The organism is Ramlibacter tataouinensis (genome assembly GCF_001580455.1).
GTDB lineage: Bacteria > Pseudomonadota > Gammaproteobacteria > Burkholderiales > Burkholderiaceae_C > Ramlibacter > Ramlibacter tataouinensis_B.
This window is the reverse complement of sequence record NZ_CP010951.1, coordinates 2,625,073-2,649,742: the sequence shown is the minus strand read 5'-3', so window position 1 is coordinate 2,649,742 and position 24,670 is coordinate 2,625,073. Positions and strand designations below refer to the sequence as shown.

The 24,670-nt window shown below is 68.0% G+C and carries 27 protein-coding genes; 13 read left to right on the top strand and 14 right to left on the bottom strand.

All coding sequences use genetic code 11. The features are described 5' to 3' along the window. Positions 1 to 12: 12 nt before the first annotated feature. A complete protein-coding gene (locus UC35_RS12735; protein WP_061500205.1) occupies positions 13 to 747 on the bottom strand; it encodes an ABC transporter substrate-binding protein in 735 nt (244 codons plus the stop codon). 78 nt (positions 748 to 825) lie between these two features. Here UC35_RS12735 and UC35_RS12730 point away from each other — a divergent pair, with 78 nt between their 5' ends. Then, positions 826 to 1,683 (top strand): SAM-dependent methyltransferase, encoded by an 858-nt coding sequence (locus UC35_RS12730; protein ID WP_082793571.1) that lies wholly within the window; start codon positions 826 to 828, stop codon positions 1,681 to 1,683. Between the two features lie 25 nt (positions 1,684 to 1,708). Here UC35_RS12730 and UC35_RS12725 read toward each other — a convergent pair whose 3' ends face one another. After that, positions 1,709 to 2,752 (bottom strand): FkbM family methyltransferase, encoded by a 1,044-nt coding sequence (locus UC35_RS12725; RefSeq protein WP_061500203.1) that lies wholly within the window; start codon positions 2,750 to 2,752, stop codon positions 1,709 to 1,711. Positions 2,753 to 2,799: 47 nt separating this feature from the next. Here UC35_RS12725 and ttcA point away from each other — a divergent pair, with 47 nt between their 5' ends. The 5 genes from ttcA to UC35_RS12700 all read left to right on the top strand — a co-directional run bounded on the left by ttcA (position 2,800) and on the right by UC35_RS12700 (position 8,080). Beyond that, positions 2,800 to 3,720 (top strand): tRNA 2-thiocytidine(32) synthetase TtcA, encoded by a 921-nt coding sequence (gene ttcA, locus UC35_RS12720; protein WP_061500199.1) that lies wholly within the window; start codon positions 2,800 to 2,802, stop codon positions 3,718 to 3,720. Between the two features lie 44 nt (positions 3,721 to 3,764). Beyond that, on the top strand, positions 3,765 to 4,352 hold the full coding sequence (locus UC35_RS12715; protein WP_061500196.1) for a DUF4136 domain-containing protein: 588 nt from the start codon (positions 3,765 to 3,767) through the stop codon (positions 4,350 to 4,352). Positions 4,353 to 4,453: 101 nt separating this feature from the next. Beyond that, positions 4,454 to 5,092: a histidine phosphatase family protein gene (locus UC35_RS12710; RefSeq protein WP_061500192.1), complete on the top strand. Its 639-nt coding sequence runs from the start codon at positions 4,454 to 4,456 to the stop codon at positions 5,090 to 5,092. Next, entirely contained in the window at positions 5,064 to 6,248 is a 1,185-nt protein-coding gene (locus tag UC35_RS12705) for a DSD1 family PLP-dependent enzyme (RefSeq protein ID WP_061500188.1), read from the top strand. The genes UC35_RS12710 and UC35_RS12705 overlap by 29 nt, the downstream gene beginning before the upstream one ends. A gap of 89 nt (positions 6,249 to 6,337) precedes the next feature. Next, positions 6,338 to 8,080: a lysoplasmalogenase family protein gene (locus tag UC35_RS12700; protein ID WP_061500185.1), complete on the top strand. Its 1,743-nt coding sequence runs from the start codon at positions 6,338 to 6,340 to the stop codon at positions 8,078 to 8,080. On the opposite strand, the gene UC35_RS12695 is transcribed toward UC35_RS12700, so the two are convergent. The 4 genes from UC35_RS12695 to ruvA are packed head-to-tail and all read right to left on the bottom strand — an operon-like array spanning position 8,028 to position 12,214. Then, positions 8,028 to 9,728 (bottom strand): rhomboid family protein, encoded by a 1,701-nt coding sequence (locus tag UC35_RS12695; RefSeq protein ID WP_145979415.1) that lies wholly within the window; start codon positions 9,726 to 9,728, stop codon positions 8,028 to 8,030. The genes UC35_RS12700 and UC35_RS12695 overlap by 53 nt on opposite strands. Continuing rightward, positions 9,718 to 10,776 (bottom strand): Holliday junction branch migration DNA helicase RuvB, encoded by a 1,059-nt coding sequence (gene ruvB / locus UC35_RS12690; RefSeq protein ID WP_061500179.1) that lies wholly within the window; start codon positions 10,774 to 10,776, stop codon positions 9,718 to 9,720. Before ruvB ends, UC35_RS12695 begins: the two co-directional genes overlap by 11 nt. A gap of 20 nt (positions 10,777 to 10,796) precedes the next feature. Continuing rightward, a complete protein-coding gene (locus UC35_RS12685) occupies positions 10,797 to 11,630 on the bottom strand; it encodes a C13 family peptidase (RefSeq protein ID WP_145979414.1) in 834 nt (277 codons plus the stop codon). A gap of 8 nt (positions 11,631 to 11,638) precedes the next feature. Beyond that, positions 11,639 to 12,214 carry a Holliday junction branch migration protein RuvA gene (ruvA, locus tag UC35_RS12680; RefSeq protein ID WP_061500173.1) on the bottom strand — a complete coding sequence of 192 codons (576 nt, stop codon included), beginning with the start codon at positions 12,212 to 12,214 and terminating at the stop codon, positions 11,639 to 11,641. 53 nt (positions 12,215 to 12,267) lie between these two features. Between ruvA and UC35_RS12675 the strand changes: the two genes are divergently transcribed. Genes UC35_RS12675 through UC35_RS12665 form a run of 3 tightly spaced genes read left to right on the top strand, consistent with a single transcriptional unit; the run spans position 12,268 to position 14,818 of the window. Continuing rightward, a complete protein-coding gene (locus UC35_RS12675) occupies positions 12,268 to 13,209 on the top strand; it encodes a PhoH family protein (RefSeq protein WP_061500171.1) in 942 nt (313 codons plus the stop codon). A 5-nt stretch (positions 13,210 to 13,214) separates the two neighbouring features. After that, positions 13,215 to 13,664 carry an rRNA maturation RNase YbeY gene (gene ybeY / locus UC35_RS12670; RefSeq protein ID WP_061500167.1) on the top strand — a complete coding sequence of 150 codons (450 nt, stop codon included), beginning with the start codon at positions 13,215 to 13,217 and terminating at the stop codon, positions 13,662 to 13,664. A gap of 44 nt (positions 13,665 to 13,708) precedes the next feature. After that, the gene (locus UC35_RS12665; RefSeq protein WP_061500165.1) at positions 13,709 to 14,818 is read left to right on the top strand and encodes a 3-deoxy-7-phosphoheptulonate synthase; all 1,110 of its coding nucleotides are present in this window, start codon (positions 13,709 to 13,711) and stop codon (positions 14,816 to 14,818) included. On the opposite strand, the gene dtd is transcribed toward UC35_RS12665, so the two are convergent. From dtd to tyrS, 3 genes are all read right to left on the bottom strand, one after another. Beyond that, positions 14,815 to 15,258, bottom strand: coding sequence for a D-aminoacyl-tRNA deacylase (gene dtd, locus UC35_RS12660; RefSeq protein ID WP_061500161.1), 444 nt, complete (start codon positions 15,256 to 15,258; stop codon positions 14,815 to 14,817). The two genes, UC35_RS12665 and dtd, sit on opposite strands and share 4 nt — an antisense overlap. Beyond that, entirely contained in the window at positions 15,258 to 16,169 is a 912-nt protein-coding gene (locus tag UC35_RS12655; protein ID WP_061500160.1) for a cation diffusion facilitator family transporter, read from the bottom strand. Before UC35_RS12655 ends, dtd begins: the two co-directional genes overlap by 1 nt. Positions 16,170 to 16,235: 66 nt before the next feature. Beyond that, on the bottom strand, positions 16,236 to 17,468 hold the full coding sequence (tyrS, locus tag UC35_RS12650) for a tyrosine--tRNA ligase (RefSeq protein WP_061500157.1): 1,233 nt from the start codon (positions 17,466 to 17,468) through the stop codon (positions 16,236 to 16,238). Between the two features lie 163 nt (positions 17,469 to 17,631). Here tyrS and UC35_RS12645 point away from each other — a divergent pair, with 163 nt between their 5' ends. Then, positions 17,632 to 18,984 (top strand): M23 family metallopeptidase, encoded by a 1,353-nt coding sequence (locus tag UC35_RS12645; RefSeq protein WP_227820321.1) that lies wholly within the window; start codon positions 17,632 to 17,634, stop codon positions 18,982 to 18,984. A 73-nt stretch (positions 18,985 to 19,057) separates the two neighbouring features. After that, a complete protein-coding gene (locus UC35_RS12640) occupies positions 19,058 to 20,167 on the top strand; it encodes an anhydro-N-acetylmuramic acid kinase (protein WP_061500153.1) in 1,110 nt (369 codons plus the stop codon). Here the strand turns inward: UC35_RS12640 and erpA are convergent. The 5 genes from erpA to rplM form a co-directional block, all read right to left on the bottom strand. Continuing rightward, a complete protein-coding gene (gene erpA, locus UC35_RS12635; protein WP_061500150.1) occupies positions 20,164 to 20,529 on the bottom strand; it encodes an iron-sulfur cluster insertion protein ErpA in 366 nt (121 codons plus the stop codon). The two genes, UC35_RS12640 and erpA, sit on opposite strands and share 4 nt — an antisense overlap. 63 nt (positions 20,530 to 20,592) lie before the next feature. After that, positions 20,593 to 20,991, bottom strand: a complete 399-nt coding sequence (locus UC35_RS12630) for a bactofilin family protein (RefSeq protein ID WP_061500148.1) — start codon at positions 20,989 to 20,991, stop codon at positions 20,593 to 20,595. 24 nt (positions 20,992 to 21,015) lie between these two features. Further along, positions 21,016 to 21,720, bottom strand: coding sequence for a DUF6776 family protein (locus tag UC35_RS12625; RefSeq protein WP_061500145.1), 705 nt, complete (start codon positions 21,718 to 21,720; stop codon positions 21,016 to 21,018). A gap of 108 nt (positions 21,721 to 21,828) precedes the next feature. Continuing rightward, on the bottom strand, positions 21,829 to 22,221 hold the full coding sequence (rpsI, locus tag UC35_RS12620) for a 30S ribosomal protein S9 (RefSeq protein WP_061500142.1): 393 nt from the start codon (positions 22,219 to 22,221) through the stop codon (positions 21,829 to 21,831). 10 nt (positions 22,222 to 22,231) lie between these two features. Continuing rightward, on the bottom strand, positions 22,232 to 22,660 hold the full coding sequence (gene rplM, locus UC35_RS12615; protein WP_061500139.1) for a 50S ribosomal protein L13: 429 nt from the start codon (positions 22,658 to 22,660) through the stop codon (positions 22,232 to 22,234). 193 nt (positions 22,661 to 22,853) lie between these two features. Here rplM and UC35_RS12610 point away from each other — a divergent pair, with 193 nt between their 5' ends. After that, positions 22,854 to 23,747, top strand: coding sequence for a 23S rRNA (adenine(2030)-N(6))-methyltransferase RlmJ (locus tag UC35_RS12610; protein WP_061500136.1), 894 nt, complete (start codon positions 22,854 to 22,856; stop codon positions 23,745 to 23,747). Between the two features lie 25 nt (positions 23,748 to 23,772). After that, complete coding sequence (locus UC35_RS12605) at positions 23,773 to 24,519, top strand: fructosamine kinase family protein (RefSeq protein WP_061500133.1); 747 nt, start codon at positions 23,773 to 23,775, stop codon at positions 24,517 to 24,519. Positions 24,520 to 24,670: the final 151 nt, after the last annotated feature.

Genomic DNA, 24,670 nt, shown 5'->3' with positions numbered 1-24,670 from the left:
ACTGAGCGACCGTCAGGCCGCCGGGGCCACGCTGGCCCCCTGAACGCCGTGCCGCGCCAGGGCCTGCTGCACGAAGCCGGCGGCTTTCATGTCTTCCACGAACGCGGCCAGCGCCTGCGCGGCCCCGGGGCCGCGGGCGCGCGGGCAGCCCATGGCCTGCTGGATCACCATGAAGCGCCCCGGCAGCAGGCGCAGGCCGCCGATGCGCCGGGCGTCGGCTTCCAGTTGCTGCTTGACGCCAGCCGCGACCTCCGCGCCCTGCTCCAGGAAATGCGGCACCACGGCCGGTGACGAGGGCGCGCGCACGATGGCGGCGTTCTTCAGTTCGCGGCTGAGGTACAGGTCGTAGGCGCTGCCCTGCCCCACCACCACGCGCGTGCCGCTGCGATCGACCTCCTCGTTGGCCGTGAGCGGCGAATCCTCGCGCACCAGGTAGGCGCCTTCGATCAGCACGTAGGGCGCGGTGAAGACGATGTGCTCGCCGCGCTTGGGGTCCACCGCGAAGAAGCCGATGTCGGCCTGGCCCGCCGAGACCGCATCGACCGACTTGGCCGCAGTGTCGAACACCAGCAGTTCCAGCGGCACGCCCAGGCGCGCCGCGAACGCCGTCGCGAGGTCGATGGACACGCCCTGCGGAGCGCCGGTGGCCGCGTCGCGCCCGGCCAGGATCGGATTGCCCAGGTTGATGGAGGCGCGCAGGCGGCCCGCAGGTGCAAGGCTCTGTATCAGGGATTCGGGTGCGGTCATGAAGTGGTGACAAAGTGAATCGGACAATGTTATCGGCGTCGCGCCCCGGAGATGATGCGCCGGAAACACACCGCCGCCATGACTGCCACCCTGCTCAAGTCCTGCCTCGCCACCGAGGAAACCTTGATGCTGCCTTCGCTGCAGGGATGGGCGCAGCGGCTGAAGGAGGCCCCCGGGCACCTGCACCGCAAGGTGTGGGAGTGGTGCTTCATCTCGCAGGCGCTGGCCGAGCGGGGCATGCTCGAGCCGGGTCGGAAAGGCCTGGGCTTCGCGGTCGGACAGGAGCCGCTCACCGCCGCGTTCGCGAGCTGCGGCGCCGACATCCTGGCCACCGACCTCTTCTCGGAGCAGGCGCAGGCGCGGGGCTGGATCGAAACCGCACAACATGCCGAGGGTTTCGCGGCAATCAACAAGCGGGGCCTGTGCGATGACGGTGCGCTGCGCCAACGGGTCCGTTTCCAATTCGCCGACATGAACGCGATCGACCCGGAATTCGAGGGCCGCTTCGATTTCGTCTGGTCGGCCTGCGCCTTCGAGCACCTGGGCTCGCTGGAGCATGGCGCGCGGTTCGTGCTGAATTCGATGCGCTGCCTCAAGCCCGGCGGCATCGCCGTCCACACCACCGAGTACAACGTATCGTCGAACGGCCCCACCGTCGAAACCGGCGCCACCGTGCTCTATCGCCGCCGCGACATCGAGGACATCGTGCGGCGGCTGCGCCGCGAGGGCCACCAGATCGAAGTGGATTTCCGCCCGGGAAGGACGGCCGCGGACCGGTTCATCGACCTGCCGCCGTACAAGCACGATGTGCACCTGAAGATCCAGATCGCAAGCTTCGTCTCGACCTCGATCGGCCTGATCGTCCGCAAGTCTGCCGGCCGCACCGGACTGGACTGGCTGAAATGGACGGCGGGGCGGCTGTTCCCGATCTCCTGACCGGGCCCGTGCGCGCCGGGGCTTGTCAGTCCAGCGTCTTCTCGCGCGGGCGCAGCACCAGGTCCTCGATGCGGCCGGTGCCCTCGAACTCCTGGGCAAAGCCATCGATGTCCGCGATGGGCACCAGCTTCGAGGCCTTCCTGTTCATGAGCATCACTTCGTAGTCGCGGGACTGGAAGAAGCGCAGGAAGTCCGCGCCCGCCACGTGTGAAATCCGGGAGATCATCTCGCAGCTGAATTCCGCAACCACCACGGGGCGGCAGCGCTCGATGGTTTGCACACCGCCCTGCACCAGCAGGGGCTCCGCGCCTTCGACATCCATCTTCATCAGGTCGACCCGTTCGATGCCGAAATCATCGAGACGGGTCAGCGGAACGATCTTGCAGGACGGGTGCGTCAGGCTTTGCTTGGCGCGCTCCAGGACCCCGCCGTTGGAACCCAGGGCGGAAGTGAAGTAGGTGAAGCCGCGGTGGTCCCCCAGGGCCACCGGCTGCAGGGCGATGATGTCGGCCAGCCCGTTTTCCGTGGCACTCAGCAGCAACAGGCGGCAGTTTTCGGAGTTGGGCTCGAAGCTCCAGACCTTGCCCTGGCTGCCGACCAGCCGCGCCGCCAGCAGGCTGTACAGCCCGATGTTGGCGCCCGCGTCGATCACGTGCATGCCGGGCCGCAGGACGCGGCGGAAGAAATCGATCATGTGGCGCTCGTAGACGCCTGCCGCCAGCGGTGCCGACACCGAGACATCCGCCTTGTCGATTCGAATGCGAACGCCCTCCACCAGGACGGTGCCCAGATCCGGCTCTCCCCAGCGCACCGTCAAGCCGGTCTTCAGCTCCTGCTGGTCGAACGCCGCGATCACGCGCCGGAATCGCTGCTCCTGCGACAGTCCATGCTCCTGGCCGAGGTGGGTCAGCACCTTGAGTTGGGACGCTGTCGGTTCGCGGCCGAACACCACTTTGAACAACGCCGGCCCGGTCAGGGGCGCCGGGGCCGGCGCGCCGGGGTCGATCTTTTCGAACGTCGAACCCGCGCTTCTCGCGCGACGCAACCAGGACCGGAGGTTGGCGCTCATGACGCAAAAGTGTAACTGCGGCTCCCGATGCGAAAATACCGCCCATCATGAGCGCAGTCTGGACCGAGAACGAAGCCACCCCGATCACGCGTGAGCGCAAGATCGAACGCGAGTCGCACAAGCTGGAAAAACGCCTGTGCCGCCTGGTGGGCCAGGCCATCGTCGACTACAACATGATCGGCGAGGGCGACAAGGTGATGGTGTGCCTGTCCGGCGGCAAGGACAGCTACGCCCTGCTGGACGTCCTGCTCAAGCTCAGGCAACGCGCGCCGGTCAACTTCGAGATCGTGGCCGTCAACCTCGATCAGAAGCAGCCCGGCTTTCCCGAGCATGTGCTGCCCGAGTACCTCACGCGCGTCGGCGTGCCCTTCCACATCGAGAACCAGGACACCTACTCGATCGTCAAGGACAAGATCCCCGAGGGCAAGACCATGTGCAGCCTGTGCTCGCGGCTGCGGCGCGGCATCCTCTACCGCGTGGCGGACGAGTTGGGGGCCACCCGCATCGCGCTCGGGCACCACCGCGACGACATCCTGCAAACCTTCTTCCTGAACATGTTCTTCGGCGGCAAGCTCAAAGGCATGCCGCCCAAGCTCGTCAGTGACGACGGCCGCCACATGGTCATCCGTCCGCTCGCCTACGTGCCCGAAAAGGACCTGGTTCGCTGGGCGGAACACCGGCAGTTCCCCATCATCCCGTGCACCTTGTGCGGCAGCCAGGAGAACCTGCAGCGCAAGCAGGTGGGCGAGATGCTGCGCGAATGGGACCGCCGGCATCCCGGCCGCATCGACAACATGTTCAGTGCCTTGCAGAACATCGTGCCCTCACATCTGGCCGACGGAACGCAGTACGATTTCAAGGGTCTCAACATCACTGGCGTGGCGAGCGACGACGGCGACAAGGCATTCGACGAGGAAGAGTTCTCCCAGTCCTTCACCTTGCCGGCGCTGCAAGTCATCAAGATCTGAAGCCAGGGCCCGCGGGCCCGGAGGGCTTCACGGCGGAGGTGCTTATGAAGTCGTCCTTGAATAGATGGTGGGCTTGGCTCCTGGCGGCGAGCGTCCTCGCGCTCGCCGGCTGCGCGAGCACCTACACGCTGGACAACACGGTGCAGTCGTTCAGCCAGCTCGCCGAGGCGCCGGCACCCTCCACCTATCGCTTCGAGCGCCTGCCCTCGCAGCAGCACATCGACCACGCGGCGCTCGAGGCGCTGGCCGATCCCGCCCTGTACCAGGCCGGCTTCCGGCGCGACGACAACAACCCGCGCTACAGCGTGCAGGTCAGCGCCAGCGTCGTTCGCGTGCTCTCGCCCTGGGCCGATCCCTGGTGGAACGGCTGGGGATGGGGCTATGGCTACGGCCGGCACTACGCCTTCTACGGCATGTGGTCCGGCATGGACTACCCGTGGTACCACCGCGAGGTCAACGTCATCATCCGTGACCTGAGTTCCAACCGCGTCGTCTACGAAACCCGGGCCATCAACGATGGCCCCTGGCGCGACCAGACCTATGTGCTGCCTGCGATGTTCCAGGCGGCGATGCAAGGCTTCCCGGTGCCGCCGCCCGGACCGCGGGTGGTGAACATCCAGCTCGCCGGATAGATCGCAGTTTGGAGGACCGCGAGAAGCAACGCGCAGCGCGGTCACGCTGCCTGAACAACTTCAAAATCGCGAGGCGATTTTGAAGTTAATAGAATGGGGGCGTGGAAGCCACCCGCATCATCGCCGTGCGACATGGCGAGACTTCCTGGAACGTGGACTCGCGAATCCAGGGCCAGCTCGATGTCTCATTGAACGACACCGGCCTCTGGCAGGCGCGCCGCGTGGGCGAGGCCCTGGTGGGCGAGCCGATCAGCGCCGTCTACACCAGCGACCTGGGGCGGGCGCGGCAGACCGCGGCGTCGATCTCCGAGCTGACCGGCGTGCCGCTGGTGCCGGACGAAGGGCTGCGCGAGCGCAGCTTCGGCGTCTTCGAAGGCATGACCTTCGACGAGATCCACGAGCAATGGCCCGATCACGCGCAGAGCTGGCGCCGGCGCGTGCCCGAATGGCAGCCCCCTCAAGGCGGCGAATCGCTGCTGCAGCTGCGCGAGCGCGTGACCCGCACGGTCACCGAACTGGCAGCGCGCCATCCGGGCGAGCTGATCGTCGTGGTGGCGCACGGGGGCGTGCTGGACGCGCTCTATCGCCTGGCCACCCGCCAGGAGGTGAACGCGCCGCGCACCTGGGAGCTTCCCAACGGCGCCATCAACCGTCTGCTCTGGACGCCCCAGGGTTTCACGCTGGTCGGCTGGTCCGACACCCAACATTTGAATGAAGCTGCCGACGAAAACACCCTTTGAGCAGCTGCAGGACCTGGTCGGCCGCAGCGTCACCGACATCGACACCCCCGCCCTGGTGGTGGACCTGGACGCCATGAAGCGCAACATCACGCGCATGGCGGAGTTCGCGCGCAAGCACGGTGTGCGCTGGCGGCCGCACGCCAAGATGCACAAGAGTGCCGAACTGGCCCGGCTGCAGGTCGCAGCCGGCGCGGTGGGCGTGTGCGTCCAGAAAACGGCCGAGGCCGAGGCCATGGCGGCCGGCGGCGTCAACGACATCTACATCAGCAACGAAGTCATCGCGCCGCACAAGCTCGCGCGCGTGGCGGCGCTGGCGAACCTGCTGGCCGACCGGGGCGGGCAGCTCGCCATCGCGGTGGACAGCGTAGAGGGCATCCGGCGCCTGAGCCAGGCCATGGAGGAATCCGGCAAGCTGCGCGCGGTGGTCGACGTCTTCGTGGAGATCGATGTCGGCCAGGGCCGCTGCGGCGTGCCGCCCGGCCCACACGCGCTCGCGCTGGCCCACGAGATCCGCCGGCATACCGGGCTGCACTTTGCGGGCCTGCAGGCCTACCACGGCAAGGCCCAGCACCTGCGTGGCGCCCGCGAGCGGCGCGATGCGATCTCGATGGTGGTGGAGGACGCGGTCTACACCCGCAAGCTGATCGAGGCCGAGGGCATTCCGGTGGGTCTCATCACGGGCGCCGGCACCGGCAGCATGGTGTGCGAGGCCGCCAGCGGCGTCTTCGGCGAGCTGCAGGCCGGCTCCTTCCTGTTCATGGACGCCGACTACGCGGCGAACGAGCGCGACGCCGCGCAGCCGCAGTTCGAGCATGCGCTGTTCGTCAAGACCCAGGTGATCAGCGCCCAGGCCGGGCATGCGGTGTGCGACGCCGGCCACAAGAGCCACGCGATCGACTCCGGCCTGCCCCGGGTGCTGGCGCTGGACGCCGAGACCGAGCTGGAATACTTCAATGGCGGCGACGAGCACGGCATCCTGCGCCCGGCCGGCACGAGCACCCGCGTGCCGGAGATCGGCCGCATGCTGTGGCTGATCCCCGGCCATTGCGATCCGACGGTGAACCTGCACGAGTCCATGGTCGGCGTCACCGGCGGCCTCCTCTCCGGGACGGTGGATCGCGTCATCAGGGTTGACGCCAGAGGCGCGCTCAGCTGACGGGCTCGAAAATCGGGTCCATGAGCCGAACGGCCGCGCCGAAGGCTCATAGCACCGCAGCCCGCAGCCCGTAGGGCGGAGGAGATCCATTGAGCCCGTCGCAAGTCATCGTCCTGGCCACGCCCGTTTTCCTGGGCCTGATCGCCATCGAATTCGCCATCGGCCGGGCGCGCGGGCGCGACACCTACCGGCTCAACGACGCCATCAACAGCATCAGCCTGGGCATGCTGAGCCAGGTGAGCGCAGTGCTCACCCGGCTGTTCCGCGTGGGCATCTACACCGCGGTGTATGGCGCGGTGGCGTTGTGGCACAACGATGCGTTCTGGACCTCGGCGTTCGGCTGGCTGCTGGCGCTGGTGTTCTACGACCTGTGCTACTACTGGCTGCACCGCGCCGGCCACGAGAGCGCGATCTTCTGGGCGGCGCACGTGGTGCATCACCAGAGCCAGGACTACAACCTGTCGACCGCCCTGCGCCAGACCAGCTCGGGCGCACTGCTCGGCTGGATCTTCTACCTGCCGATGGCGCTGGCCGGCGTGCCGCCGCTGGTGTTCGGCGTGGTGGCGCTGATCGACCTGCTGTACCAGTTCTGGGTGCATACCGAGCACGTGCCCAAGCTCGGATGGTTCGACCGCTGGTTCTGCTCGCCCTCGAACCACCGGGTGCACCATGCGGTCAACGAGCGCTACCTCGACCGCAACTACGGCGGCATCCTCATTGTCTGGGACCGCCTGTTCGGCAGCTTCGTGGAAGAAGACGAGAAGTGCGTGTACGGCACGCGCGCGCCGCTGGACAGCTGGGACCCGCTGTGGTCGAACGCCGAGGTCTATTGGGCGCTGGCCAAGGACTGCTGGCATGCGCGCAGCTGGGCCGACAAGCTGCGCGTCTGGTTCAAGCCGCCGGGCTGGCGCCCGGCCGACGTCGCCGCGCGCTTTCCCAAGCCGGACTTCGACATCGCGCGCATGCAGCGCTTCCACCCGCCGATGACGCCCCGCCTGGCCGGCTTCGCCTTCGCCCAGTTCCTGCTGCTGCTGGCCGGGTCGGTACTGTTCCTGTGGAACGCCGACCGCCTGCCGCTGGCGCAGTCGGCGGCCTGGCTGGCGGCGCTGGCCGCCGGCCTGTGGAGCCTGGGCGCGGTGATGCAGGGCCGCATCGGCATGCTCGAAGTGCTGCTGGTCGAAGCGGCCGCCCTGTCGACGGCCACCGCCGCGACCGGCATGACGGCGGCCTTCCAGGTATTCAAGCCGCTGGCGATGGTGCTGGCGATCGCCTTCGTGCTCCAGCGCGGCCGGTTCTCATGGCTGCTGGTGGCGGCCCTGGTGTTCTCGCTGGGCGGCGACGTGCTGCTGATGCTGCCGGGCCAGTTCATCCCCGGGCTGGTGAGCTTCCTGGCCGCGCATCTGTGCTACATCGCCCTGCTCCGGCGCGACGCGCCCTGGTTCGCCAGCCGCCCGGCGCTGCTCGCGGCGCTGGGCGCCGCCGCGCTCATGTATGCCGTGCTGTTCGCGCACCTGGGGCCGGTGCTGAAGGTGGCCGTGGCCGCCTACGCGCTGGTGATCGCCCTGATGGCGGCGCAGGCGATCGGGCGCGCCGCCGTGATCCGCGACAAGGCCTCGATCGGCGTGGCGGCGGGCGCGGTGTTCTTCATGCTCAGCGACTCGATCCTGGCGATCAACAAGTTCGCCCTGCCGCTGCCGATGGCGCAGTTCGCGATCCTGGCCACCTACTACGTCGCGCAGATCCTCATCGTGCACAACGTGCGCAGGGAGCCTGCCGACTTCAGCGCGGCTTCTTCGCCGCAGCCTGGCGCTCCTGCATCCGCCGCGCCATGAGCTGAATCTGCTGCTCCAGGCGCTGGATCCGCGCCTGCGTATCCGGCTCGCCTTGGCCGCGCTGGATGCGCAGCTGCAGTTCCGACAGCTCGATCATGCTTGCCGTGAACTGCGCGAGGTCGGCGATCATGTCGGCGCGGGGGTCGCCCTGGGCCCGCGGTATCGCGGCCAGCTCCGCGTGGGCGGCGCGCAAGGCCGGCAGGTGATGCCGCTCCACCTTGTCGGCGAACTGCTGCACGCTCATGCGGCCGGCCTCGCCCGCCCGGGCGTCCTGCTGGAGCGCTGCCGCCGCGGACTGGATCTTGGGGATGACGCGCTGCAGCCGCTCGCCGGCAGCGAACAGCGTGCCGTGATCGACGCGCGCCGCCGGTGCCGCCAGCACCACGCCGGCCACGGCCACCGCCACGCCCGCCGCAGCGGCAGCCGCGCGCATCCGGCGCGCGCCGGCCGCGGGCCGCGTCAGCAGGCTCGCCAGCAGCCAGGCCATGCAGGCGCCCGCAAGCAGGCCGCCCATGTGCGCGGCGTTGTCGATGCCCTGCTTCGAAAACCCATTGACCAGGGCGTAGGCCAGGAACAGACCTTCGCTGGTCATGATGTTTCGGTTCAGCGCCTTCGGCAGCTGTTCGCGGTGCCGCTGCGCCGCCACGATCAGCGCGCCCAGCACGCCGAAGACCGCGCCCGAGGCGCCCACCGAGACCGCCGTCTGCGCGCCGAAATGCAGGCTGGCCGCGGAGCCGGCCAGCGCGCTGGCGAAGTAAATCAGCAGGAACTGCCCGTTGCCATAGAGGCGGTTGAGCAACTTGCCCGCCCCCCACAAGCCCAGCATGTTCATTGCCAGGTGGATGGCGCCTCCGTGCAGGAAGGTGGCGGTGAGCAGGCGCCGGTACTCGTGCTCGCGGGTGACGGCCCAGGCCGAGTTGGCGCCCCAGCGGAACAGGTCGGCGGAGGACGGCTGCATGAGGGACAGCCCCGTCAGCACGTTGCCCAGCCACACGCCCACATTGAGCGCCACCATCGCGTACAGCGCCCAGGGCATGGGCGTCAGCCGCGCCAGCTCCTGCGCGAAGGCGGCCTCGTACTTCGCTTCCTTCTCGCGGGCCTCGGCCGCGGCAGCCGCGTGCTCTGCGCGCGCGACGAAGCCCTGGTTCAACGCGGCAATGGCCTCGGCGGCCTGCGCGGGTCGCAATGCGCCCAGCGCGATGCGGCGCTCGGGCTTGCGCCCGCTCAGCCATCGGCGCGTCTTCTGTAGGGACTCGGTCGCATCCGCTGCCAGCGTGAGCACCACGATCGCGTTGCGCTGCACGGTTTCCACGCTGACATCCCGGATGTCGCGCCAGGGGATGGTGCGGCCATTGAGCATGTAGCTGCTGACGCCGCGCGGACCGATGCGCAGAACCCAGTCGTTCCGGAACAGCGGCCGGCCGATCCCCCAGGTGCCCCAGGCGAACAGCGCGGCGGTGCCCCACAGGATGGGGGCCAGCCCGCCCGGCGCGGACGCGGCCAGCAGCGCGGTGCCGCTGGTGATCGCCAGCATGACGCCGGTGACCAGCCCCACCGAACTGCGCCACCGCGCCTTGTACTGCCAGATTCCCTCTTGTTGCCCTGCCTGCGCCGTGCGCGCAGCCTCGCCGCTCGACCTATGCGTCAAACAATCCCCCTGCTTCCTTGGGCGGTACCACGCCGAGGTGCCGGTACGCCGCCGTGGTGGCCACCCGCCCGCGCGGCGTGCGCTGCAGGTAGCCTTGCTGTATCAGGTAGGGCTCGATCACGTCCTCGATGGTGTCGCGTTCTTCGCCGATGGAGGCGGCAATGTTGTCCAGCCCCACCGGGCCGCCGTCGAAGCGGTGGATCACCGCCTCCAGCAGCTTGCGGTCCATGACGTCGAATCCCTGCGGATCGACGTCGAGCATGGCCAGCGCCTTGTGCGCGATGTCCTGCGTGATGTGGCCCGAGCCCTTGACGTCGGCGTAGTCGCGCACCCGGCGCAGCAGGCGGTTGGAGATGCGCGGCGTGCCGCGCGAGCGCCGGGCGATCTCCACGCAGCCGTCTTCGTCGATCGGCGCCTGCAGCAGCCCGGCGCTGCGCCGGACGATACGCGCCAGTTCATCGGCCGTGTAGAACTCCAGCCGCGCCACGATGCCGAAGCGGTCGCGCAGCGGGTTGGTCAGCATGCCGGCGCGGGTGGTCGCGCCCACCAGCGTGAAGGGCTGCAGGTCCAGCTTGATCGAGCGCGCGGCCGGCCCCTCGCCGATCATGATGTCGATCTGGTAGTCCTCCAGCGCCGGGTACAGGATCTCCTCGACCACCGGCGACAGGCGGTGGATCTCGTCGATGAAGAGCACGTCGTTCTTCTCGAGGTTGGTCAGCAGCGCCGCCAGGTCCTTGGGCTTTTCCAGCACCGGGCCGGAGGTCTGGCGCAGGTTCACGCCCAGCTCGTGGGCGATGATGTGCGACAGCGTGGTCTTGCCCAGGCCCGGCGGACCGAACAGCAGCACGTGGTCCAGCGCTTCGCCGCGCTTCTTCGCCGCGCCGATGAAGATCTCCAACTGCTCGCGGGTCTTGGCCTGGCCCACGTACTCCTGCAGCAGCTTGGGGCGCAGGGCGCGTTCGATGGCCTCCTCGTTCGGCGAGGCGGCGGCGGCCGACACCACGCGCTTGGGCGGCGGCGGAGCGAAATCGTCGGTCTGGATGCTCATTGGCTTGGTTGGTCCTGTCACTAGTTCAACCATTGCGCGATCGGCTGCCGGGCCCAGGCCTGCACGTCCGCGCCGAAGAAGGCTTGCGGCTGCGACGGTGCCAGCTTGAGCGCCAGCTCGCGCTGTTCGATGGCGCGATAGGCCTGCGGCACCCAGTCGCTGAGGGACTGCGCCGCCAGCCCAGGCTGGCCGAGCAACTCCTCGATGAAGAAGGTGTTGCGGCTGTGGAACTGGCAACCGAAGGACGGGCGGTCGTCAGCGGCCGCCGTCAGCACGATGCGCGAGGGCCCGCGCAGCGTGGGCAGGAACGAGCCCGAATAGCAGGCCGACACCATCAGCAGGGTGGGCTGGCCACGCAGCGGGGCCAGCCACTCGCGCAGCTCGGCCGGGCCGACGACACCCAGCCGGGTGTTGGCCGCGTAGACCTCCAGCAGATTGACGTGGCCATGGGTGGTCAGCAGCACCACCACCTTGTCCTGCGGACGCGCCTGCGCCCCGATGGCCTGCAGCACGGCGGCGACGTTCTCGCGCGTGGCAAAGGGCAGATCGGCCTCCTGGCCGAACGCCGGGTTGGACAGCTTGAAGACCACCGCCTGCGGGTCGATGCCGCGCATGACCTTCTCGGCTAGCAGCACGTCGCCGCGGAAGGCATTGGACTCAGAATGCATCGCGAAACCGGCGAAGATGACGCGCGGCGGCTGCCCCGGCGCCAGCCGCGCGCCCGCCTCGCGAATCTGCGTCTCGAGCAGGGCGTCGCTGCGCTGCTTCGGTTCCTTGGCGTAGGGTGAAACGGCGCAGCCGCACAGCAGCAACACCAGCCACAGGCCCAGGAGCCGGGTTGACCAGTGCCGCATGGCTTTCACTATCTGGACAGCGCCTTCAGCGCCAGCTTGATGCCTTCGCTCACGCCCACATCCGGCGGCAGCGACTTCAGCGTCGCGGCGGCCTCCTTGTCGCTGTAGCCGAGCGCCACCAGCGCTTGCAGGATGTCGGTCTGCGCGTCACTGGCCGCCGCGGCCGAGGCCGTTCCCAGATCGGGGCCGAGCTTGCCTTTGAGTTCCAGCAGCAGGCGCTCGGCCGTCTTCTTGCCGATGCCAGGCACCTTGACCAGGCGTCCCGCGTCCTGCGCACTCACCGCCTGCGCGATGTCGCTCACGCTCATGCCCGAAAGCACGGCCAGCGCGGTGCGCGGGCCCACGCCCGAGATCCGGATCAGCTGGCGGAAGGCCTCGCGTTCGCCGCTGGAAGCGAAGCCGTAAAGCACCTGGGCGTCCTCGCGCACCACGAAGTGCGTGAGCAGGCTCACCTTCTCCCCCAGCCCAGGCAGGTTGTAGAAGGTGCTCATCGGCACGTCCACCTCGTAGCCGACGCCGTTGCAGTCCACCAGCACCTGCGGCGGGTTCTTGTCCCCCAGCGTTCCAGTCAGTTTGCCTATCATGAGGGGTTTTTGGCCGCTTCAGGCCTTCATCTCGTTCACGGGATTATCACCGCTTGATCCTCACTCACACCTTCTCGCCGGCGAGCAACACCCGCCTGGCCAACCTGTGCGGCCCCACCGACGAACACCTGCGCACGGTGGAGACCGCATTCCAGGTCCGCATCCAGCGCCGGCACGACCAGTTCCGCATCGAAGGCCCCAAGGCCAAGGCGCAGCGCGCGCTGGAGGTGCTGGAGGCCATGTACGAAATGGCCGGCCGGCCGATCGCGGCCGACAAGGTGCAGCTGATGGTGGCCAGCGAGTACCCGATGGACGAGGACGCCGAGGGCGCGCAGTTGCTGCACACGCGCCGCTCCGACCTGAAGGCGCGCACCCCCAACCAGAGCGTGTACCTGGACAACATCGCCAACCACGACATCACCTTCGGCATCGGGCCGGCGGGCACCGGCAAGACCTACCTGGCGGTCGCCTGCGCGGTGGACGCGCTGGAGCGCAGCGCGGTGCAGCGCATCGTGCTGACGCGCCCCGCGGTGGAAGCCGGCGAGAAGCTCGGCTTCCTGCCCGGCGACCTGGTGCAGAAGGTCGACCCCTACCTGCGGCCGCTGTACGACGCCTTGTACGACCTGATGGGGTTCGACCGGGTGACCAAGGCCTTCGAGCGCAACGCGCTGGAGATCGCACCGCTGGCCTTCATGCGCGGGCGCACCCTGAACAACGCCTTCGTCATCCTCGACGAGGCGCAGAACACCACGCCCGAGCAGATGAAGATGTTCCTCACGCGGATCGGCTTCGGCAGCCGCTGCGTGGTCAATGGCGACATCAGCCAGATCGACCTGCCCAAGGGCCAGCTGTCCGGGCTGGTGGATGCCGAACGCATCCTGCGGCGGGTCAAGGGCATCGCGCACACGCGCTTCACCAGCGCCGACGTGGTGCGGCATCCGCTGGTGGCGCGCATCGTGGACGCCTACGACGCCGCGCGGAAAGAGAAGGCCTGAGCGCGATGCACCTGAAGCTGGATCTGGTCCTGCAATTCGGCCGATTCCCGAACGTTGCCGCCCATCGCGCGGTGTTGCGCAAGCCGCGCGTGTCCGGCTGGATCGAGCCGGCCCTCAAGCACCCGGCCGAGATCGCGGTCCGCGTGGTGGGGGAGGACGAGGCCCAGGCACTCAACCTGCAGTACCGCGGCCGCGATTACCCCACCAATGTCCTGACCTTCGACTACGCACGCGAACCCTGGGTGTCGGCCGATCTGGTGTTGTGCGGCCCGGTGGTCGAGCGCGAAGCCCGGGAGCAGGGCAAGACGCTGGAGGCCCACTACGCCCACCTGCTGGTGCACGGCACGCTGCACGCGCAGGGCTACGACCACGAGACCGGCGAGCGCGACGCCCTGGAAATGGAAGCGCTGGAGATCCTGCTGCTGGCGTCGCTGGGCTACGCCAATCCCTACTGAATGCCGGCGGTACCATTCGGCGCCACGAGCCGAGAGATTTCGACATGAACCCATCTGCCGCCGAAGCACTCCGTGAGGACAGGGAACAGGCGACGCGCCTGGACGACGTGCGGATCCGGCAGGTGAGCCCGCTCATCTCGCCGGCCCTGCTGCAGTACGACCTGCCCGCGGATGAACCGGTCCAGGCTTTCGTCGAGAAGAGCCGCGCCGCCGTGGCCCGCATCGTGCACGGCGAGGATCACCGGCTGCTGGTCGTCGTGGGGCCGTGTTCGATCCACAACGCGCAGCAGGCCCTCGAGTACGCGCAGCGGCTGCACGGGCTCGCCGGCGAGCTGGCGGACGACCTGCTGCTGGTCATGCGCGTGTACTTCGAAAAACCGCGCACCACCGTCGGCTGGAAGGGGTTCATCAACGACCCGCGCCTGGACGGCAGCTTCCACATCAACGAGGGGCTGCGCCACGCGCGCGAACTGCTGCTGGCGATCGCCCAGATGGGGCTGCCGGCCGGCACCGAGTTCCTCGACCTGCTCAGCCCCCAGTACATCGCCGACCTCATCAGCTGGGGAGCGATCGGCGCGCGCACCACCGAAAGCCCCAGCCATCGCCAGCTGGCCTCGGGCCTGTCCTGCGCGATCGGCTTCAAGAACGGCACCGACGGCAGCGTGCAGATGGCCGCCGATGCCCTGGTCGCCTGCCGCGCCCCGCACGCCTTCATGGGCATGACCAAGATGGGCCAGGCGGCGGTGTTCGAGACCGGCGGCAACGAGGACTGCCACATCATCCTGCGCGGCGGCTCGCGCGGGCCCAACTACCATGCCGAGGACGTCGCGCAGGCGCGCGCCCGGCTGCACAAGGCGGGCGTGTGCGAACGCGTGATGGTGGACTGCTCGCACGCCAACTCGGCCAAGGACTACACGCGGCAGATCAGCGTGGCCCAGGAGCTGGCCGGACGCATCGCCCAGGGCGAGGAAGGCATCCTGGGCCTGATGATCGAAAGCCACCTGGAGCCAGGCCGGCAGGAGCTGAAAGCCGGGCAGCCGCTGAAGTGGGGCGTGTCGATCACCGACGGCTGCATCGGCTGGGCGCAGACCGAAACCGTGCTGCGCGAGCTGGCAGCGGCGGTGCGGGCCCGCGGCGCGGCCCGGCGACCCTAGGCGACGACCCGCAGCGGGATGGTCACCGGCCCGTCGTTGACCAGGTGCACCTTCATGTCGGCGGCGAACTCGCCGGTCTGCACCAGCGGGTGGGCGGCGCGCGCACGCGCCACGAAATAGTCGTAGAGACGCTGGCCTTCTTCCGGCGGCGCGGCGTTGGTGAAGCTGGGGCGGTTGCCGCCGCTGGTGTCGGCCGCCAGCGTGAACTGGCTCACCAGCAGCAGCCCGCCGCCGGTGTCCTGCACGCTGCGGTTCATCTTGCCGGCCTCGTCGCTGAAGATGCGTAGCTTCAGGATCTTGGCCAGCAGCTTGTCGGCCTGGGCCTCGGCATCGCCGCGCTCGGCGCACACCAGCACCAGCAGGCCGGCGCCGATCTCGCCGACCGTGGCACCACCGACCACCACCCGCGCCTGGCTGACGCGCTGCACGACGGACAACATCAGATCAAGTCCTTCTCGTCATCGAAATGCGCCTCGACGTCGCTGGGCAACAGCTGGATGGTGGCGCGCAGGCCCGGCACCGCGCTCATGAGCGCCTGTTCGACCGAACCGCGCAGGGCCGCCGCCCGCCCCAGCGTCCAGCTCGCCGGCATGTGCATGTGCAGGTCGACGAAGCGGCGCTGGCCCGACTTGCGGCTGGAGATGTGGTCGAAGCGGATGGTGGGGTGGCGAAAGCCGTCCAGCGTCTTCTGCACCTCCTCCATCACCTCGGGTTCCAGGGCTTCGTCCATCAGGCCCTGGGACGACTTCCACATCAGCGACGCGCCCTCGCGCAGGATGTTGAGCGCGACCCCGATCGCCACGGCCGGGTCCAGCCACTGCCAGCCGGTGAGCGCCACCAGGCCGACGCCCAGCACCACGCCGGCCGAGGTCCAGACGTCGGTGATCAGGTGGCGCGCATCCGCTTCGAGTGCGACGGAGCGGTGCGCGCGGGACGATTGCAGCATCGCCCAGGCCAGGGCGCCGTTCAGCGCCGAACTGAGGACCGAGAGCGCCAGGCCCCACCCGAGCTGGTCGAGCGGCTGCGGGGCGAGCAGGCGCTGGGTCGCCGCCCACAGGATGCCGGCGGCGGCGACGAAGATCGCGAGCCCCTCGAAGCCGGAGGAGAAGTATTCGGCCTTGTGGTGGCCGTAGGGGTGGTCCTCGTCCGCCGGCCGGCGCGCGATGGTCACCATCAGCAGGGCGAAAGCCGCGCCGGCGAGGTTGACCAGTGACTCCATCGCGTCCGACAGCAGGCCGACCGAGCCGGTGATCCACCAGGCCGCGGACTTCAGGGCGATGGTGAGTACCGCCACGGCGATCGACGCCCGAAGCAGCAACGATGGCGACAGCGACGCGGCCCATGACCTCATCCGCAGATTGTGCGCGATGCGGCCGCCTCACCCCTCCAGGCCAGTGACCCGGCCCCTCTTGGGCCGCTAGGCGAGCGTCACCCGGGCGAACTTGCGCTTGCCGACCTGCACGACATAGCTGCCGGCGGCCAGCTTGAGGCCCTTGTCGCTCACCACGCTGGAATCCACCCGCACCCCGCCACCCTCGATCAGGCGGTTGGCCTCGCTGGTGGAGGGCGCGAGGTTGGCCTGCTTGAGCAGCTGCGCGATGCCCAACGGCGCGCCGTCCAGCCGCACTTCCGGGATCTCGTCGGGCACGCCGCCCTTGCTGCGGTTGGCGAAGTCCTGCTCCGCCGCGTCGGCCGCCGGTGCGCCATGGAAGCGCGCGGTGATCTCCCGGGCCAGCAGCACCTTGGCCTCCTTGGGGTTGCGGCCGCCTTCGACCTCGCGCCGCAGCGCTCCGATGTCGGCCTCGCTGCGGAAGCTCAGCAGCAGGTACCAGCGCCACATCAGCTCGTCCGAGATCGACAGCACCTTGGCGAACATGGTGTTGGCGTCCTCGGAGATGCCGATGTAGTTGTTCTTGCTCTTGGACATCTTCTCGACGCCGTCCAGGCCCTCGAGCAGCGGCATGGTCAGGATGCACTGCGGCTCCTGGCCGTATTCCTGCTGCAGGTGCCGGCCCATGAGCAGGTTGAACTTCTGGTCGGTGCCGCCAAGCTCGAGGTCGCTTTTCAGCGCCACCGAGTCGTAGCCCTGCATCAGCGGGTACAGGAACTCATGCACGCTGATCGAGTTGCCGGCCTTGAAGCGGTCATGGAAGTCGTTACGCTCCATCATCCGCGCCACGGTGTACTTGGCGGCCAGCTGGATCATGCCGCGCGCGCCCAGCGGGTCGCTCCACTCGCTGTTGTAGCGAATCTCGGTGCGCTCCGGGTCCAGCACCAGGCTGGCCTGCCGGTAGTAGGTCTCGGCATTGGCCTTGATCTGCTCGGCGGTGAGCGGCGGGCGGGTGGTGTTGCGCCCCGACGGGTCGCCGATCATCGAGGTGAAGTCGCCGATGAGGAAGATGACGGTGTGCCCCAGGTCCTGCAACTGGCGCATCTTGTTCAGCACCACCGTGTGGCCGAGGTGGATGTCCGGCGCCGTCGGATCCAGGCCCAGCTTGATGCGAAGCGGCACCCCGGTGGCCTCGGATTTCACGAGTTTCTTCAGCCAGTCGTCCTGGGGAATGAGCTCGTCGACGCCGCGCAAGGTCACGGCGAGCGCTTCCCGGGCGCGATCCGTCGCCGGCGTATGTGTAACAGATGCTTGATTCATAAGGAGTTTTGGGGCACGGCTCAGCCGCTACTCGGTATACTGCGCTCGCCCGTTGGACGATCCCGATTCTAGATGCGGCATTTTTTCTGCCCCGGCAACCGTCTTGGTTCGCGCCTGCGCGCGGCCTAGGACTGGGCCGAGGCAGCACATACCGAGGATTGAATTGAAGACCGGACTGACCGCCGCCGCTGAAAAGTTGCTTCAACGCACGGCGCACACATTCCAGCACCACCCCCGGCAAGTCACCGCATTGCTCGCCACCTTGATGTTCGGTGCGGGCGGCGCCGCCTTCGCGGTCGCTTCTCTCGATCCCGGCGCCGACAGCGTGATCGTGCGCCAGGTGCTCGAGGACGTCGTGCCGCTGCCGCTGGAAGCGCAGTTGCAGCAGCTGGATCTGCACGACCTGAACCTGTTCCGCTCGGAACTGACCCGCGAGCGCGATACGGCCGAGGCACTGCTGGCCCGTCTCGGGGTCAATGACCCGGCGGCGGCCGCCTTCCTGCGCAAGGACCCGGTGTTCCGCGCGCAGTTGCTCGGACGCGCCGGCCGCACCGTCACGGTGGAAGCCGGCGTCCAGCAGGAGCTGCAAAAACTCACCGCGCGCTGGGCGCCGAATGACGACGGCACCTTCAAGCGTTTGGTGATCAAGCGCAGCGCCGACAGTTTCAGCTCCCAGGTGGAAACGGCGCCCCTGACGGCATCCACCCGCCTGGGCAGCGGCACCGTGCGCAGCTCGCTGTTCGCCGCCGCGGATGAGGCACGCATGCCCGACGGGGTGGTCAACCAGATGGTCGACATCTTCTCGGGCGACATCAATTTCCGCCGCGACCTGCGCGTGGGCGACTATTTCAATGTCGTCTACGAGGCGCTCGAGGCCGACGGCGAACCCATGCGCACCGGCCGCATCCTGTCGGCCGAATTCGTGAACGCCGGCAAGCCGTACAACGCGGTCTGGTTCCAGGCCCCCGGCCGCAAGGGCGCCTACTACACGCCCGAGGGCAATAGCCTGGAAAGCTCCTACCTGTCCTCGCCGGTGGAGTTCTCGCGCGTGTCCAGCGGCTTCGCGATGCGCATGCACCCGATCCAGCGGCAGTGGAAGCAGCACCTGGGCGTGGATCTGGCGGCCGTGACCGGCACACCGGTGCGCACCGTCGGCGACGGCACGATCGAATTCGCCGGCGTGCAGAACGGCTTCGGCAAGGTCGTCATCGTCAAGCACAACAACGCCGACCGTACCCTCTACGCGCACCTGAGCAAGATCGGCGTGCATGCCGGCCAGTCGGTGTCGCAGGGCCAGAACATCGGCGCGGTCGGATCGACGGGCTGGGCCACCGGCCCGCACCTGCATTTCGAGTTCCTGGTCAATGGCGTGAACCGCGACCCGATGGCCATGGCCAAGCGCAGCGCGCCGCCGCTGACCGCCACGGCGCGCGCCGATTTCGATCGCCTGGCGCGGGCGATGCGCGTGCAACTCGCCGCCGCCGGCCAGTCCAGCGTGATGGCCAGCGCGGAGTGATCGCGCCGGATCGCGCGGCCAGGCGCCGCTGAACCCCGCGGGGATTTTTTCGGCGTTGCCTTAACATCGCCGCATGCCCGATCTCTTCATCGGCCTGATGTCCGGCACCTCGCTCGATGGAGTCGATGGCGTGCTGGTCGACTTCTCGCCGGATGCGCCGTTGGTGATCGAACACGCGAGCGCACCCTTCCCCCCCGACCTGCGCGCCGAGCTCCTGGCCCTGAACACACCGGGCGAGAACGAGCTGCACCGTGCCGCGTTGGCCGGTAACGGTCTGATGCGGGTGTATGCGGATGTCGTGGCCACGCTGTTGCGCAGCGCGCGCGTCGCGCCGGGCACGGTCACCGCGATCGGCGCGCACGGGCAGACCGTGCGGCACCGGCCGCAGGAGTTCGACGGTACCGGCTACACCCTGCAGTTGTGCCAGCCGGCGCTGCTCGCCGAACTCAGCGGAATCGATGTCGTCGCGGACTTCCGCTCCCGCGATGTCGCCGCCGGCGGCCAAGGCGCGCCGCTCGCGCCCTTCTTCCACCAGGGACGGTTCGGGCGGCGCGGCGAAACCGTGGGCGTCCTCAACATCGGCGGCATTTCCAACCTCACCCTGCTGCGCGCCGATGGCTCCATGCTCGGATTCGACTGCGGCCCCGGCAACAGCCTGATGGACGCCTGGTGCTCGCTGCACACGGGGCAGCCGTATGACGACCAGGGGGCTTGGGCGGCGTCGGGCCGACCGGTGCCGGCGCTGCTGGAGGCCCTGCGTGCCGAGCCCTACTTCGCCAAGGCGCCGCCCAAGAGCACGGGACGCGACCTGTTCAACAAGGAGTGGCTGCGCTACAAGCTGCTGCCCTTCGGCAGCCTGGCACCCGAGGACGTCCAGGCCACGCTGGCCGAACTCACGGCAGCGGCCTGCGCGGCCGACGTGTTGCGGCTCCAGCCCGGCCTGCGACGGCTGATCGTCTGCGGCGGCGGCGCGCTCAACACCCACCTGATGCGCCGGTTGCGCGCGCTGCTGCCCGACACCGGCGTCAATTCCAGCGCCGACGACGGCCTGCCGCCGCTGCAGGTCGAGGCGACCGCCTTCGCCTGGCTGGCGCGCCGGACCGTGCGGCGCGAGAAGCTGGAGCTCGAAAGCACAACGGGCGCCCGAGGCGCCCGTGTGCTGGGGTGCATCTATCCCGCTTAGGCGGAGAAGCTCGAGCCACAGCCGCAGGTGCTGCTGGCGTTCGGGTTCTTGATGACGAACTGGGCGCCCTGCAGATCTTCCTTGTAATCGATCTCGGCGCCCACCAGGTACTGGTAGCTCATCGCGTCGATCAGCAGAGAAACGCCGTTCTTGACCATGACCGTGTCATCGTCGTTGGCGATCTCGTCGAAGGTAAAGCCGTACTGGAAGCCCGAGCAGCCGCCGCCTTGCACGAACACGCGCAGCTTCAGGTCCGGGTTCCCTTCCTCGGCGATCAGGTCGGCCACCTTGGCCGCGGCGCTGTCCGTGAAGATCAGCGGAGCGGGCATCTCCGACTGGATGTTTTCTGCGACTGCACTCATGAGTCCACTGCTCCGTAATGACGAACTACCGCAATAGTACGGCAAATCGCTCGGGAATTCAGGTCAGACGGCGGTTGCCGCCAGCTTGAGTAAGGGCTTTTCGCCGGGAATCGGGTCCATGGGCTTCATCTGCCCGGCAATCACCGCGCCCTGGTGCATTTCGAGGTTGCGGTAGTGCACGTCCCCCTCGATGCGGGCCTTGGGCTGCAGTTCCAGCAGTTCCTTGGCATGCACGGGGCCGCGCACGGTGCCGTTGATGATCACGTGGTCGGCGCTGATTTCGCCCACCACGCTGGCCGCCTCGGAGATGACCAGGATGCTGGGCTGCTCCGGGTTGGACGAGATGTTGCCGAACACTTCGCCGTCAACGCGAAGTCCTTCGGTGAACTTCAGGTTGCCTTCGATGCGGCTGCCTTGAGCGATCAGGCTCTTGATTGGCGGTTGCGCCTTCTTGCCGAACATAGGACTCCTGAAAGGTTCGAGCTTTTACAGCTTGATGCTCTGCACGGCGCGAGTCGCCGCACCTTCCACCACCTTGGCGGATACGTTTTTTACCACGGCTTGCGCCGGAAGTTCGACCATTCCTTCGATCCGGCGGTATTGCCTGAACTGCAGAGCTTGCGGGCCGCCCGGCAATTCCATGGTCCAGGGCTTGCCGTCGAGCATGCCGGCAATGCTGACTTCGAGCTTGCCGTGGAACTCGGCCGCGTTCTTCACCGGGTGGATGACCAGCATCTGCCACTTGAGCTGCTTGCCCAGCACCTCGGCCTGCAGCGCGCGGATGGCCACGCCCTCGGAGCCGCTGGCGGGGATCAGGCGCTCGAAGAAGGCCAGGTCATCGCGCAGGGACCGGTTCTCGGCCTGCAGCAGCTTGATCTGCGCGCCCAGGCGTTCCTGGGCGGCCTTTTCGGCGGTGATCAGGCTGGCCGACGTGTTCACGCCCGATTGCGCCTTGTCGCGCTCGCTGCGCAGCCGCTCCACGTCATCGCGCAGGCGCACCAGTTCTTCCTTGGCGCCGGTGTCCAGCCCCGCGATGCTCTTGCCGAACTCGAAAGTCCACAGGCTGATGGCGCCGCAGAAACCCAGCACGATGGCCACGCCCGCCCAGCGCAGCGGCCAGGGCATGCTGCTGCGGATGGCCATGCGCGGTGCGCTGATCGTGAGGCGGCGGCGAAGAAGCTTGAAGCGCATCCGTATTTTTTTATTTGTCGTGGCTGAAGCTCAACCATACAGGCAACAAAAAAGCCGCGACAAGAGAACTTGCGCGGCTTTTTGCAACCGATGGTTGCGCTGCGGTCTTTAGCGCTTGCTGAACTGCTTGCGGCGGCGAGCGGAGTGCAGGCCGACCTTCTTGCGTTCCACTTCGCGCGCATCGCGCGTCACGAAGCCGGCTTGCGACAGCGCGGGCTTGAGCGACGCGTCGTAGTCGATCAGGGCGCGGGTGATGCCGTGGCGGGTGGCACCGGCCTGGCCGGATTCACCGCCGCCGTGCACGTTGACCTGGATGTCGAAGGTCTCGACATGGTTGGTCAGCACCAGCGGCTGCTTGGCGATCATGATCGAGGTCTGGCGGCCGAAGAACTGTTCGATGCTCTTGCCGTTGACCGTGATCTTGCCGCTGCCCTTCTTCAGGAAGACACGGGCCACGCTGCTTTTGCGCCGGCCGGTGCCGTTGTTCCATTCACCAATCATTCCGGGCTCCTTAGATTTCCAGCGGCTTGGGTTGCTGGGCGGTGTGCGGATGCTCGGCGCCGCCGTACACCTTGAGCTTCTTGATCATGGCGTAACCGAGCGGGCCCTTGGGCAGCATGCCCTTGACGGCCTTCTCCAGCGCGCGGCCGGGATGCTTGGCTTGCATGTCGCGGAAGTTGGTGGCGTAGATGCCGCCCGGGAAACCCGAGTGGCGGTAATACATCTTGTCCAGTTCCTTCGCGCCGGTGACGCGAAGCTTGGATGCGTTGATGACGACGATGTAGTCGCCGGTATCGACGTGAGGCGTGTAAATGGCCTTGTGTTTGCCGCGCAAACGGGCTGCTGCTTCGCTGGCAACTCGCCCGAGCACCTTGTCGGTGGCGTCAATCACAAACCACTCGTGCTTCACGTCAGCGGGTTTTGCGCTGAACGTCTTCATGAAGAACTTTCTCGAGTTGGTTTGCGGGCTCTTTTCCACGGTCGGTGTCCCTCTGATGGGGATCTCTTAGGTGGGTGCTCCCCGAGGAAGAACGCCTCGGGTATCTGCCGCGGAGCCCAATTAAGGCGCTGCAGAGCCCGAGATTATACGAAAAATCAAGGACTTAGGTCCACAGGCCGATTACCATCCCCGGATGTTCAGCTACCGCCACGCCTTCCACGCCGGCGCCCACCCCGACGTGATCAAGCACACCATGCTGATCGCGATCCTGCGCCACTTGATCCAGAAGGACACGGCCCTGACGGTAGTGGACACTCACGCCGGCGCCGGCCTGTACCGGCTGGACGGGGACTATGCCGGCACCTCCGGCGAGGCCGCCGACGGCGTGATCAAGCTGGCGTCCAGCCTCGAGGACCTGGACGCTGCCGCCCCGGCGATCCGCGACTACCTGGAGGTGATCGCCGGCTTCAACACACCGGGCCAGCTCAAGATCTACCCCGGCTCGCCCTTCATCACGCAGCGCCTGCTGCGCCCGGAGGCCCGCGACAAGCTCAAGTTGTTCGAAATGCATCCGACGGACAGCAAGGCGCTGGCCGGCAACATCGCGCAGCTGGAGGCCGGCCGGCAGGTCTCGGTGGCCCGCGAGGACGGATTCGAAGGCCTGAAGGCCTTCCTGCCGCCGCCCTCGCGCCGCGCGCTGGTGCTGATCGACCCCAGCTACGAGATCAAGAGCGACTACGCCAAGGTCGCCGCCTGCATCCAGGATGGCCTGAAGCGCTTCGCCACCGGTGTCTACGTGGTGTGGTATCCGATCGTCCCGCGCGCCGAGGCACACGATCTGCCGCGGCGGCTGAAGACGCTGGCCAACAAGGCGGGCAAGCCCTGGCTCAATGCGACCCTGGCGATCGGCCCGCCGGCAGCGGCGCCCGCGGGCCTGCCCCAGCGCGGGCCGGGACTCACCGCCAGCGGCATGTTCGTCATCAACCCGCCGCACACGCTGAAGGCGGCGATGCAGGCCGCCTTGCCCCAGTACGTGGAGCTGTTGGGACGCGGCCGGGGCCAGGGCCACACGCTGGAATCGGCCTGAGCGCAGGCCGGCCGAAAGGCGAGGCATGGCCCAGGTCTTCCGCAAACGCGGCCAGCCCGCCGTATTGAAGGCGGAAGCGGAGGGCCTGCAGGCCCTGGCGGCCACCCACACGATCCGGGTGCCGCAGGTGCTCGAACTGGAGGAAGGCCGCGGGCAGCTGTCGCTCGAATGGCTGGACCTGGCGACACCCGACGCGGCGTTCGGCGAGCGCTTCGGCCATGCACTGGCTGCGCTTCATCTGCACCCCTGCCTGCCCGGCTACGGCTGGACCAGCGACAACTTCATCGGGGCGACGCCGCAGGTGAATACGCCGAGTCACGATTGGCTCGACTTCTGGCGCGAATCGCGCATTCGGCCGATGCTGGCGCGGCTGACGGCGCGGGGCTGCCCGGCGCAACTCGCGCCGGCCGTCGAACACGTGATGGAAACGATGCCGGCGTTGTTCGATGACGGCTACCAGCCACGGCCCAGCCTGGTCCATGGCGACCTCTGGTCCGGCAACTGGGGCATGCTGGCCGACGGCACGCCGGTGATCTTCGATCCCTGCGTGTCGTACTCGGACCGGGAAGCCGAACTCGCGATGATGGAGTTGTTCGGAAGCCCGCCCGCGAGCTTCTGGCGCGCCTACCAGCAGACCGCCGGCCTGCACCCGGGCTACGCGCGGCGGCGCCCCCTGTATCAGCTCTATCACCTGCTCAATCACGCACTGCTGTTCGGCGGCAGCTACCTGGCACAGGCGCTGGAATGCGCGCGCGGGTGCCTGCGCCGATGAGATAGCGTCCCGGGGCAAGCGATCGAATTGCAACGCCCTGTAAGCCTGCAGCCGCTCGCAGCGCTCTCAGGCGTTCACTGACGAGTCACTGGGGCATTCGACCCGCGCCCTGGCTCAGCATTTCGTTGAAAACTAGCTGATCCACTTACGT